The following is an 11840-nucleotide window of genomic DNA, read 5'->3' as shown; positions in this document are numbered from 1 at the left end:
ATGGCAACCACGTGGCCATGGTCGGCGATGGCATCAATGATGCCGCGGCGTTGAAGCAAGCCAACGTTGGCATAGCCATCGGCGCGGGGGCAGATGTGGCCATTGAGGCCGCCGATGTGACCCTGGTACGCGGCGAGCTCACCGCCGTGGTGGACGCCATGCACCTCTCGCGAGCCACCTTCGCCAAGATCGTCCAGAACCTGATCTGGGCCAGCGCCTATAACGTGGCCGCCATCCCCATCGCCGCCATCGGCCTGTTGCACCCGATGATCGGCGTCATCGCCATGACCACCAGCTCCCTCTCGGTGATCGGCAACTCGCTGCTGCTCAAGCGGCGTTACGCCCGTGAGCAGCCCCGCGGAGAGCCTTCCACTGCCACCCCATCGGTCCAAGCCAAAGGCGACCGCTCATGAAACGACCAGAATCCACCAAGCCCCCCTCGGGAGAGGCCGAATCACAGAAAGAGCCGTCTTCCCCTACCGCGGCACTCCATAAATGGATGATGACCGCCTGCGTGGTGCTGATGGGAGGCGCCGTGCTGCTGTTCATGTGGGGCGGGCAATCACTGAGCAGCGGCGCCTGGCTGCTGCTGCCCCTGGCCCTCTGTCTCGGCATGCACTTCCTGATGCACCGTCATGTCGGGCATGATCAGCGCGACCGAGATGAATAGCAGATATAAAAAACAGGACAATCGGCATCGATGCCAGACACGCAATGCCGATGCCGTTCTGGTACGTTACATTAGGAACAGTCAGGACAGATGTTATGCCGAGGGTGGCGATCAGGCAGTTATAACAGATCCAGACATCATTTTCTTACAGATCGTCCATCCTCCCAGTCTGCCGAACAAGGCGCATCGCTTCATGCTGTTCCAGCTCAAGAAGGGATTCAAGCAACTCCCTTGCTTCAGGAATCTCCGCCTTGCCAACCAAGTTACGATAGAGATCTGTCACTTGATCATGGAAGTCGAAAATCTCCCGACAGATTTCATTGAAACCCAGCGCAGCATAGGGTGCATCACAGGTCCGATGCGTCCGGATCGGCCTGTGTTCCAGATAATCATATACATAGGTATTCAATGCTTTGGGGTCCGCTCTACTCTTTAACTCACCAACAACATACTCCATCTCATGCTCATGAGCTGCCAGATAATTAAGGAGCATCTTGGCACGCTCTTCTTCATTATGATCGGCACAGTGAGAAAGACAGCGCGCCAAATGCTCATGCAGCTGCCGTGTCCAGTCAATCAGGTCACCAAAGGTCCGAACCTCCATGATCCTTATCCTTAATAGTTAATGAGAATGAGTATTATCGTTTGAACTAGAAGCGCCGTTACGAGACAAAAAGAGTCGCTCGGCAATCAAGATAGCCGCCATGACAATCGTTGCGACGATTAGCACCAGGGGATCTGTCGTCGCTTTCACCCAAAGGAAGCCTGCCAGCACGACGGCATCCAGCAGTATCGCAATAACCAGCACGATTGGGTTGGCACCGACCTCCTTGCGAAGATGACGCAACACCCCCCAATGAACAGCAATATCCATGATCAAGTAAAAAATGATACCAAGTGCTGCGATACGGCTAAGGTCAAAGAAAGCCGTCAGAACCAAACCAAGCACGACCGTATAAACCAGGGTATGCTTCTGGATACTGCCTGGCATATGAAAGTGACGATGCGGCACCAGTTCCATTTCCGTCAGCATTGCCAACATGCGTGAGACCGCAAATATACTAGCAATGATACCACCCGCGGTGGCCAGCATGGCGAGAATGACGGTGAACCAGACGGCGGCCTCCCCCAGCGCAGGACGGGCAGCAGCCGCCAACGAATAATCTTTCGTTTCGATTATCTCGCTCAGCGACAGATTACTGGCGACAGCGAAGCCCACCAGCGCATAGATCACCACACACAGGGCGATCGATATCATGATCGCCCTGCCGACGTTGCGATGGGGATCTTTTATCTCTGAACCACTATTGGTGATCGTCGTGAACCCCTTGAAGGCCAGGATCCCCAACGCGGTTGCTCCTAGAAAGCCTGACAGAGATCCCTCGGGCGTCGACGCCGAGGTTTCCATGCCGACCGAGTCGGCGATGATGACACCGACGACCCCGAACAAGATGATCCCACCAATTTTTATGAACCCGAGTACTGACGCAACACCCTGAATCAGCTTGTTGGCGGAGAGGTTTAGTAAAAATGCAGATATCAGCAGCGCAACACCCAATAAGGGGACAAGCAGTGACCTATCCCCAAAATCGAAAAGCTCTAGCGTGTAGGACCCAAAGGTTCTCGCCAAAAAGCTTTGTGCTATCACCATGGAGAAATACATTAAAAGCGCATGGAAAGCGGTGGTCAGAGTTGGTCCATAAGCCTTGCTGAGGTACATGCCAATACCACCAGCTGACGGATAGGCATTGGACATTTTCACGTAGGAATAAGCACTGAAAGAGACGATTAGTGCCGCTGACAAGAAGGCTAACGGGAAAAGCACTCCCGTCATCTCGGCCATCTGTCCCGTCAAAGCAAAAATACCAGCGCCAATCATGACCCCGGTCCCTAAGGCAATCGCACCGACCAGTGAGAGGCTATTCTGCTTGTACTGTGGCGTTCTATCCATAGACTCCATCACCTCTCTCCTGGGTGAATGAAACCAGACCCTACCGAAAGCCCTCTTGACGCTCTGAGACTCACCAGATGACAAATGGTAGAGTGTGGTTAGATACATTGAAATCAAAGTGTAGAACCTATGCGCTACCCAATAGTCAATTATTTTCTTTGGATACAACCTCCGAACCTAACCGATGACGACGCGCCATCCACAGCATCAACGGCGGCAAGATCAACCACTGTAGTAACGGCGAGAGGCCCGTGCCCAACCACGGCACACGGGGCATCAGCTGCGCATACTCCCACCGTTGACTGAATAGCGTAGCGTGCCACTCCATCGCCACCGTGATACCGACGCCCACCAGCACGAAGCCCACGCACTCCTTGGCCCCATAGCCCCGAAGCCAGTCATGACGTCGATGCCATACGGCCACCGACCAATACGCCATCAACGTGATCAATACATCGCCAAGGGCTGCCTGGATACAAGCCTGCACAGCTTCCCAATGTGGCATCACAGGCATGCCCGCATACAACGGAACCTGAAGAAACTCCCAGGGAAGATTCAGCAGAAAGGCAAATAACGCTACATGAAGCTCCCTAGCCGAGCGGACCACGCGTAGTTTCCTGCAGCGCTTACCCTGAGGCTAGCCTTGCGTATAGATGTGAATACCATTCAATGGCAGCTCCAAGGCTCCTTCTTTGCATTATCTTTTATGTTTTGGTCAACAAATCGATAATGCTCCTCCTTGAAGCGGTTCCACCAACCACGACTGATTTCGACCGCATATTTGTCGAGAATATCTTCGACGCAGTCGAGGCAGAGACGTGAGGCATCATAGGCCAGGTGAAGCTTTAGTTTCTTCTCATCGAACGAAACACTGTCTAGCCCGTATAGCTCATCAATATCTGCAACAGCCGCTTTCACCGCATCCAGATCGCTGGAATCAAGCTTTAAGTGTCGGTTCACCAAGGTCGTTTCAGAAACTCCCAACCGATGCTCTCTGTGTGCCATGAGAATTCTCCTCGTACTGTAATATCGTTAACGTTCTTCCAATATTATCGACATACCTCATATCACTTGTCTTGCTTATCGGTCCGATGTAGCAACCATGGTTCGCTGACTACGACATGCAGTGGTGACCAGGAACGCACCTGCTGCCAACATTGGTACCGTCAACAACTGTCCCATAGTGAGCCAATCAAAGGCGATGAAGCCCAATTGAGGATCGGGTAAGCGCACAAACTCCACGATGAAACGGAAGGTGCCATACAGAAGCAGGAATAGACCCGAGATAAGCCCTTGAGTTTGCGGTTTCCGTGACACCCACCACAACACGACAAACAGCACCACACCCTCCAGGACAAACTCGTAGAGTGCTGATGGATGTCGGGGTTCAGGCCCCAAGCCCAGCATGGGAGGGAAGATCATCGCCCAGGGCACTTCGCTGGCCCTCCCCGGCAACTCGTGATTGATGAAGTTGCCCAGACGCCCTGCCCCCAGACCGATCGGCACCAGCGGGGCGATGAAATCGGTCAGCTGAAGGTAGGCCAGGCGGTGACGGCGAGCGAACAGCCAGGCGGCTACCAGCACGCCGGCAAGACCTCCATGGAAACTCATGCCCCCTTCCCAAATCTTGAAAAGCCATAGGGGGTTGGCTATCAGCTGGTCGAGCCCGTAGAACAGCACATAGCCCAAGCGCCCTCCAATGATGACGCCCAGAGCGCCATAGAAGATCAGGTCGCCGATATCATCATGGGTCAAGCCGAGGCGGTGCGCTCGCCGCCGCCCCAGCCACCACGCAGCCGTTAGCCCCACCACGTACATTAGACCATACCAATGTAATTGTACCGGTCCGAGGGAAAATGCCACTGGATCGATCTGTGGGTACGCAATCATGGCAATTTCCTCGCGCCCTTCAGGCTTCTATGAATCGCTCGACGCTACGCCAGCGGGTTAGCAAATAGCCAAGCGTGCTTTCTTATCTACCAGCATAGCCTAATGGCCTGAATACAAACTGAACCTTGACTCACGAAGTGCAAATTCAACCTAATTCCAGGGGGCATCGCTAGTGCACCTCACATCAAGTACCACTGACGATTCGTGTTAGGCTGGGAGCCCTCGAGATACGGCATTCGCGTATCTAGAATGTGCCACCCAGCCTTGTCGATCCTGACGTTATGCATGATTCACATGGCGGCATTTCCACAGGTAGTAGACACAGGGCAACACCAGAAGCGTCAGTATCACCGCGCTCAACATCCCCCCCACCATCGGGGCCGCAATGCGGCTGACTATTTCGGACCCCGTCCCTGTGCTGTACATCAGCGGCAGAAGACCGGCAATGGTCGAGACCGATGTCATCATTACCGGTCTCACCCTGAGAGCAGCACCGTGCAGCACGGCGTGGCGAAGAGTCTCCCGACGGGGTTGTACTCCCTTGTGTTGGCAGCGCTCGAGCATCTGCTGATAGGCCTGGTTGAGATAAACGAGCATGATCACCCCGATCTCGACTGCCACCCCGGCCAGAGCGATAAACCCCACTCCCACGGCCACGGAGAAGTTATAGCCCAGCAGATACATCAGCCAGATGGCCCCTACCATGGCCAGTGGTAGCGTGCCCATGATGATGGCTACCTCACTGAAGCGCTTGAAACTCATGTAGAGCAGGATCACGATGATGGCCAACGTGAAAGGCACCACATAGCTCAGCTTCTCCTTGGCACGCAGCATGTATTCATACTGCCCGGACCACGTCACCGAATATCCGGTGGGTAGCTCGAGCTCCTCCGCCACGACATCCATGGCGCGCTGCACGTAGGTGCCGACATCCACACCCTCGATATCCACGAAGGTCCAACCGTTGGGACGTGCGTTCTCGCTCTTGATCGCCGGTGGACCGTCCTCCACGTAGATATCCGCCACGTCTGCTAGCGCGATACGCTGCCCATTGGCGGTGACGATCGGTAGCTCGGCCAGCCGCTCGGGGGAGTCCCGGTAATCCTGTGGGTAGCGCAGGTTGACCGGGTAGCGCTCCAATCCCTCGATGGTCTGAGTAATGTTCTGACCACCGATAGCGGTCGCCACCACTTGTTGCACGTCGGCAATGTTCAGGCCATAGCGCGCCGCCTGAGCGCGGTTGATATCAACCTTGATATAGCGACCTCCGGCCACCCGCTCGGAATAGACCGACGCAGTACCGGGAACATCGGCAAGGATCGTCTCCAGCTGCTGTCCGATGGACTGAATCTGCTTGAGATCTTCTCCGCCCACCTTGATGCCCACCGGCGTCTTGATCCCGGTCGCCAGCATATCGATGCGCGTCGAAATCGGCATCACCCAGGCATTGGATACCCCCGGTATCCGCACCAGGCTGTCGAGTTCCTTCTTGAGCTTGTCGGTGGTCATCCCCTCTCGCCACTCTTCCCGCGGTTTGAGCTGAATGAATGTTTCGATCATGGTCAGCGGCGCAGGGTCGGTAGCCGTGTCGGCCCGTCCGATCTTGCCAAACACCGTGTCCACCTCCGGCACGCTGGCAATCAGTTTATCGGTCTGCTGAAGGAGCTCCCGCGCCTTGCCGATCGACAGCCCTGGATAAGTGGTCGGCATGTACATCAAGTCGCCTTCATCCAGGGGTGGAATAAACTCGCTGCCAATCTTGCTGACCGGCCAGAAACCTACCAGGGTTATCGCTAGCACCAGGGCGATGGTCGTCTTTGGGAATCTCAATACCGCGTTGAGTACCGGCATGTAGACCCCGACCAGCAGTCGATTGACCGGATTCTTGTGCTCAGGAAGTACGCGGCCGCGGATGAAATAGCCCATCAGCACCGGAACCAAGGTGACCGCCAGCCCGGCACTGGCTGCCATGGCATAGGTCTTGGTGAAGGCGAGCGGCGAGAACATCCGCCCCTCTTGGGCCTCGAGGGTAAAGACAGGAACAAAGCTGACAGTGATGATCAGCAAGCTGAAGAAAAGCGCCGGCCCCACCTCCACCGCCGAGTCGGCCACCACCTTCCACCGGTTTTCGGACGTCAGCGGTGTACGCTCCATGTGCTTGTGCAAATTCTCGATCAACACGACGGCACCATCGATCATGGCACCGATCGCAATGGCGATACCCGCAAGCGACATGACGTTGGCGTTGATGCCCTGCCAGTTCATGATGATGAAGGCAGTGAGAATGCCCATCGGCAAGCTGATCATCGCCACTAACGCAGAGCGCAGATGGAACAGGAAGAGCACGCATACCAAGGCTACGATGGCTAACTCCTCGAGCAGGCCACGCAGCAGGTTGTCTACCGCCTTTTCGATCAAGCCTGAACGGTCATAGACCGTCACGACCTCCACCCCCTCCGGCAGGCTAGACTGGAGCTGCTCAAGCTTGGCCTTGACGCCATCGATCGTCTTCTGGGCATTCTCTCCTGTGCGCATGACGACGATGCCGCCGACGGTCTCACCTTCCCCGTTCAGTTCGGCAATGCCACGACGCATCTGGGGCCCCATCCCGATGTCGGCGACATCCTTGAGCAGCAGAGGCGTTCCATTGTCATCCACACCCAGCGGGATACTGGCAAGATCCTCACGACTCTGGATATAACCAGTGGCGCGCACCATGTACTCGGCTTCGGCCATCTCGACGACCGAGGCGCCCACTTCCTGGTTGGCCCGCTGTATAGCGGTCTGGATGTGAGCCAGGGGAATGTCGAAGGCACGCAGTTTCTCCGGATCCACCACCACTTGGTATTGCTTGACCATGCCGCCAAGCGCCGCGACTTCAGAAACGCCCGATACGGTCTGAAGCTCATACTTCAGGAACCAGTCTTGCAGGCTGCGCAGCTCACTGAGGTCATGTTGGCCGGTCCTGTCGATCAGAGCGTAGAGATAGACCCAACCCACGCCAGTGGCATCCGGACCAAGCTGTGGGCGCGCACTATCCGGCAGCGTGGGCGCTACCTGAGAAAGGTACTCCAGCACACGGGAGCGCGCCCAGTAGGGATCGGTGTCTTCGTCGAAAATCACATAGACGTAGGAGTCGCCGAAGAAGGAGTATCCGCGGACTGTCGCCGCCCCGGGGACCGACAGCATAGCCGTAGTGAGCGGGTAGGTAACCTGATCTTCAACGACCTGCGGTGCCTGTCCAGGGTAGTTGGTCTTGATGATTACCTGCACATCGGACAGGTCCGGCAGAGCATCAATAGGAGTATTCTTGACTGAGTAGATTCCCGCCCCCGCCAGAATCACGGCAGCAAGAAGCACGAGAAAACGGTTGCTGATGGACCAACGGATCAGAGCAGGAATCATTGCTTACTCTCCCCCGCACCATGACCTTCATGGCTCATCCCGTCTTGATGGTCACTACTCGCGCCACCCCCCACGCCGTGATCCACAACCGAATCGTTGGATGCTTGGGTAGCTACATCGTCTACATGCACGTCTCGGAGGAGATATTCGTCTTCTGCAACCCGCTCAATCTCGACATGGACGTCCATGCCTGCTTTAAGCTGCTCAAGACTGACCGTATCAGCAGCCTGGAAATTCATGCTCATGGCCGGCCATTCCCAAACCGCTATAGGGGCATGGGAAAGCGTTACCATGCCATGATCCGGCATGACATCTTCGACGCGTGCCGGCACCCATACGGTTTCTACAGGACTATTCCCGTGGATTGGGTCAGCATTACCACTATGCTCCATTCGCTGAAAGTCTGATGTTCGGCTCGATTCGGAATCCAGAAGGAACTGAGCCGACGTAACGATGCGATCGCCCTCCTCAAGGCCCGATAATATCTCGACGGTTTCCCAACCCACGCGTCCAACGTCGACTTCGATCGATTTGAATTTTCCATCACCCAATGCAAGAACGACACGCGACTGGCTTCCGGTGCGAATCAAGGCCTCACGGGGTATTTGCAATGCCTCCAACGTCGTGTTTGACATAATGGTCAGCTGAGAAAACATTCCAGGTTTTAGCGCCAGGTCATCGTTAGCGAAACGCACCCTTACACGAGCCGTACGCGTCTCACTATCAATACTTGGATATATATAGTCCACCACCCCTGTCCACTCCCGTTCGGGTAGATAGTCAAGAGTCATGCGAACCTCATCTCCCTCAGCGATCAACGCTGCCTGGCGCTCAAACACCTCTCCGACAGCCCACACATGATCAAGAACGCCAATACTCATCATGCTCATTCCTGGCTGTACGAACATTCCTTCACGCACCTGCAAATTATCCAGGACGCCACTTTGGGGCGCACGCAAGATGATCGTCTGACTCACTTGACGACTGTCCCTTAGCTTCTGGATAGCCTCATTGGGCACCTGTAACGCGCGCAGCCTTTCCAAGGCGGCAGAAATCAGACGTTGGTTGCCGCGGTTCATTGCAAGCAACAATTCTTCCTGTGCATTCACGAGCGTCGGCGAATAGATCGAGTAGAGCGGTTGACCTTGGGTAACACGATCGCCTTCGGACTTGGCAAATAACTTTTCTATCCACCCCTCGACGCGGGGGTGGATATGCACCAACTTGTCTTCATCGTATTGGACATAGCCAACTGTCCTTACCGTGGCGTCAAATGTATCCTTTTCGACAACGCCCGTTTTAACACCAAGATTGTTGACGACATCAGGAGAAATCTTGACTGTTCCTGGGGTGTCCCCTTCGTCTTGATCATCATAAACAGGCACTAGATCCATCCCCATCGGGGATTTTCCAGGCTTGTCTCGCTTGTAGTTGGGATCCATCGGCGCCACCCAGTAAAGGGGAGTGCGTTCTCCACTCTCTTCCCCACCAGTCTTATTACTATCTTTTCCAATAGCCGTTTCTACTGCGTTCAGGACGAATGTCTTCCCTCCCAGAACCATACTGCCGGACACGCCCAACAGGACGCCTAACGATATAACGAAAAAGTACCTACCCATTTGATTCATCGTGATGTCTCATTCCAGACTTGAGAAGTCGTGAGTTAGCGTGAAGACGTGCCTTGGGACAGCAGGTAGTTGATATCCGAGATCACCTTGAGTCGTTGGGCTTTCAGGCCTATGAGCTCCACACTCGCATTGGTTTCATCAATTCGTGCCCGCACGGCTTCTGCAAAATCACCATCGTCATTGTTATAGGCATTCAGGGAAGCTTCGGCCTGCTCGCTCAGCTCGGGCAATAATCGTTGCGTATACAGGGTTAATCGTTCATCGAGGCGCGCCAACTTAACCCAATTGGTTTCCAGCTGGGCAATCAATTCACGAACCAAGGTTTCTCTCTCGTACCGGACCGCTTCATGACGTGATGCCGCTGCTGCGACATTCTTGTCCTGACGATTTTCCGTGAACACAGGTAGATCGAAGGCCACTCCCACAGAGAACAGGTCGGACCGGCGTCCGCCCATAGGGTCGTCCTCGCGGTAGCCGTACTGTGCCGATACACCCCATTCTGGTTTGTACTGCTGCCTCGCCACATCGACCCCAGTCTCCATGGCATCTATCTTCTGCTCCAATGCCAGCACTGCAGGGTGACGCCTCACTCGCTCATACCACAGCTGACGACTGGGACGTTCAGCGTCAGTGAAGAGGCTTGGCTCTACCAAAACAAGCTCGGGGAAGTCTTCCGCTATCGGTAGCATCGCCTCACTCCCCAACCATTCAGTTAACTGCCGCTCTTCTGCCTCTTGTTGCTGTCTGAGATCGGTCAAGCGATCCTCCAGGCGAGTCAGCTCCAACTGAGCACGAATCACATCGTCTTGGCGGGTCATTCCGAAGGCGGACGCATAACTCACCTCGACCACCTCCGCTAGCTGCTCAAACAAGCTACGATCACGCTCTATCCGACTGATGCTCAGCTGAGCACGAGTGGCCTCCAGCCAAAGCTGGCTAACCGTAGCCTCGACTCTGGCTTCCCTATCCTGCCGCAACATCGGCTGTTGGGCGGCAAGCTGCTGCTTTTGTTGCTTGGCAAGCGCCAGGCTATCTCCTCTGGGAAATTTCTGACTGATTCCTACGCTGAACTGGGTCATACCTTCTTGATTCAAGTCAAAGGTATCAACCGGCAGATTTCCCGCTTTCAATGAAATCTGGGGATCAGGGAGCTGGGCCGATGCAATGGCCTCGTTCTCAAGGGCGGTTTCAATGGACGCACTTCCGGTTAACCAGGGGTCCTGATCAATGGCTATCTGTATCGCTTTTTGTAAATTGTCCGTTTCACTTCCGGCAACAGCAATAGCTGGCATCCAGGCGACACCCAAGACACCGCTGAATAACAATGCAGCCTTGATCACAGTGGCCCTCCAAACAAAAGGATTACGCTCAAAAAATACAGAAAATTTAATAAAATAAATAATCAAACATTAAAAACTACGTTTACTAATTACTTTAAAATCATTAAACGAAACATTTAAAGTAATTGTTGGCCAGCATTAGCCGGCCAACTTTAATTTATCACTGAATGTCTACATGCAGACTGTACTGGTGTGTATCACTTTCCCCATACCCCCCCGTATCTCCTGAAACAATCAAGCGGTACTCGCCTGCATCGAGTCTCTCATCAATTTTGAAGTCTCCATTGACAGAATTAGCTTCCGAAACGATATTGCCGGATGCGTCCATCAGTTTTGCTTTCATGCGAAGCGTAAAGTTTGATCCAGGAAAGTGCTCACTAGCTATCTTGACCTCGGAGCTTTCGTTTAATGAGAGCACATACTCATGAGCATACCCGCTGGTCAATATTCCACTAGGTGTAACTCCCTCCGTCAGCTGTTTGGCCTGAGATTCAGAGTATCCAAAGCTTGCGAATGCTGGTATGGCAACTACGCTAATGATTGCGGCGGCAAGTGACGTTTTGATTTTCATTTTAACTCTCCATTCCTGTTTGATGACACGCTTAGAATACAGCGCTTACCTGCAACCACCCTTAACATCCAAATTGAAAAAAATGACTTGAGTCATTTTTTCTTCTCATACTGCCAAACGAGCTGAGGGTAGGACGTGATGAAGGTTTTTAACCTGTGGCAGAGCAGCTTTTGTAAGATATCCTTAAAGCAGACTTCAAGGTCAAGGCCTCATTTTAAATTTCGATGTACAACCGAAAGGTTTGCCATAAGCGCCCGTTGAAGACTTGACCTTTGGGCAGCCTGGCGGTTGTAAGCTGGCTACGAGTAAACAAATGAGGGTAAGCCAATGCGAGTCTCCGAGCTGGCTCAGACGGGAGGGGTAACGGCAGAAACGGTACGTCACT

General features: G+C 54.1%; 11 protein-coding genes. 2 read left to right on the top strand and 9 right to left on the bottom strand.

Going from position 1 to position 11840, the window contains the following annotated elements:
* Both MHM85_RS17980 and MHM85_RS17975 read left to right on the top strand, forming a co-directional pair.
* On the top strand, positions 1-413 hold a 413-nt coding region (locus tag MHM85_RS17980), incomplete at its 5' end, for an HAD-IC family P-type ATPase (RefSeq protein ID WP_239286568.1).
* A complete protein-coding gene (locus MHM85_RS17975) occupies positions 410-670 on the top strand; it encodes a DUF2933 domain-containing protein (RefSeq protein ID WP_058577548.1) in 261 nt (86 codons plus the stop codon). The genes MHM85_RS17980 and MHM85_RS17975, both read left to right, overlap by 4 nt.
* Positions 671-815: 145 nt before the next feature.
* Here MHM85_RS17975 and MHM85_RS17970 read toward each other — a convergent pair whose 3' ends face one another.
* From MHM85_RS17970 to MHM85_RS17930, 9 genes are all read right to left on the bottom strand, one after another.
* A complete protein-coding gene (locus tag MHM85_RS17970) occupies positions 816-1274 on the bottom strand; it encodes a hypothetical protein (RefSeq protein WP_023007325.1) in 459 nt (152 codons plus the stop codon).
* Positions 1275-1292: 18 nt separating this feature from the next.
* Positions 1293-2621, bottom strand: coding sequence for an APC family permease (locus tag MHM85_RS17965; protein WP_239286569.1), 1329 nt, complete (start codon positions 2619-2621; stop codon positions 1293-1295).
* A 145-nt stretch (positions 2622-2766) separates the two neighbouring features.
* On the bottom strand, positions 2767-3228 hold the full coding sequence (locus MHM85_RS17960; RefSeq protein WP_054641661.1) for a hypothetical protein: 462 nt from the start codon (positions 3226-3228) through the stop codon (positions 2767-2769).
* Positions 3229-3287: 59 nt separating this feature from the next.
* Positions 3288-3626, bottom strand: a complete 339-nt coding sequence (locus tag MHM85_RS17955; RefSeq protein WP_044630609.1) for a hypothetical protein — start codon at positions 3624-3626, stop codon at positions 3288-3290.
* A gap of 75 nt (positions 3627-3701) precedes the next feature.
* Positions 3702-4511 (bottom strand): prolipoprotein diacylglyceryl transferase, encoded by an 810-nt coding sequence (gene lgt, locus MHM85_RS17950; protein WP_101146613.1) that lies wholly within the window; start codon positions 4509-4511, stop codon positions 3702-3704.
* Between the two features lie 279 nt (positions 4512-4790).
* Positions 4791-7916 carry an efflux RND transporter permease subunit gene (locus MHM85_RS17945; protein WP_239286566.1) on the bottom strand — a complete coding sequence of 1042 codons (3126 nt, stop codon included), beginning with the start codon at positions 7914-7916 and terminating at the stop codon, positions 4791-4793.
* Positions 7913-9535, bottom strand: coding sequence for an efflux RND transporter periplasmic adaptor subunit (locus tag MHM85_RS17940; RefSeq protein WP_275444417.1), 1623 nt, complete (start codon positions 9533-9535; stop codon positions 7913-7915). Before MHM85_RS17940 ends, MHM85_RS17945 begins: the two co-directional genes overlap by 4 nt.
* A 44-nt stretch (positions 9536-9579) precedes the next feature.
* Entirely contained in the window at positions 9580-10884 is a 1305-nt protein-coding gene (locus MHM85_RS17935) for a TolC family protein (protein WP_239286564.1), read from the bottom strand.
* Between the two features lie 160 nt (positions 10885-11044).
* Positions 11045-11455 (bottom strand): hypothetical protein, encoded by a 411-nt coding sequence (locus MHM85_RS17930; protein ID WP_239286563.1) that lies wholly within the window; start codon positions 11453-11455, stop codon positions 11045-11047.
* Positions 11456-11840: the final 385 nt, after the last annotated feature.

Source organism: Halomonas sp. McD50-4, from assembly GCF_022348135.1.
Lineage (GTDB): Bacteria > Pseudomonadota > Gammaproteobacteria > Pseudomonadales > Halomonadaceae > Vreelandella > Vreelandella piezotolerans.
This window is presented reverse-complemented; position numbering and strand designations above follow the sequence as displayed.

What these genes read in the sequence shown, in the direction of transcription:
- MHM85_RS17975 (WP_058577548.1), top strand. Translation starts at nt 410, where the DNA reads ATGAAACGACCAGAATCCACCAAGCCCCCCTCGGGAGAGGCCGAATCA.
- MHM85_RS17970 (WP_023007325.1), bottom strand. Translation starts at nt 1,274, where the DNA reads ATGGAGGTTCGGACCTTTGGTGACCTGATTGACTGGACACGGCAGCTG.
- MHM85_RS17965 (WP_239286569.1), bottom strand. Translation starts at nt 2,621, where the DNA reads ATGGATAGAACGCCACAGTACAAGCAGAATAGCCTCTCACTGGTCGGT.
- MHM85_RS17955 (WP_044630609.1), bottom strand. Translation starts at nt 3,626, where the DNA reads ATGGCACACAGAGAGCATCGGTTGGGAGTTTCTGAAACGACCTTGGTG.
- lgt (WP_101146613.1), bottom strand. Translation starts at nt 4,511, where the DNA reads ATGATTGCGTACCCACAGATCGATCCAGTGGCATTTTCCCTCGGACCG.
- MHM85_RS17945 (WP_239286566.1), bottom strand. Translation starts at nt 7,916, where the DNA reads ATGATTCCTGCTCTGATCCGTTGGTCCATCAGCAACCGTTTTCTCGTG.
- MHM85_RS17940 (WP_275444417.1), bottom strand. Translation starts at nt 9,535, where the DNA reads ATGGGTAGGTACTTTTTCGTTATATCGTTAGGCGTCCTGTTGGGCGTG.
- MHM85_RS17930 (WP_239286563.1), bottom strand. Translation starts at nt 11,455, where the DNA reads ATGAAAATCAAAACGTCACTTGCCGCCGCAATCATTAGCGTAGTTGCC.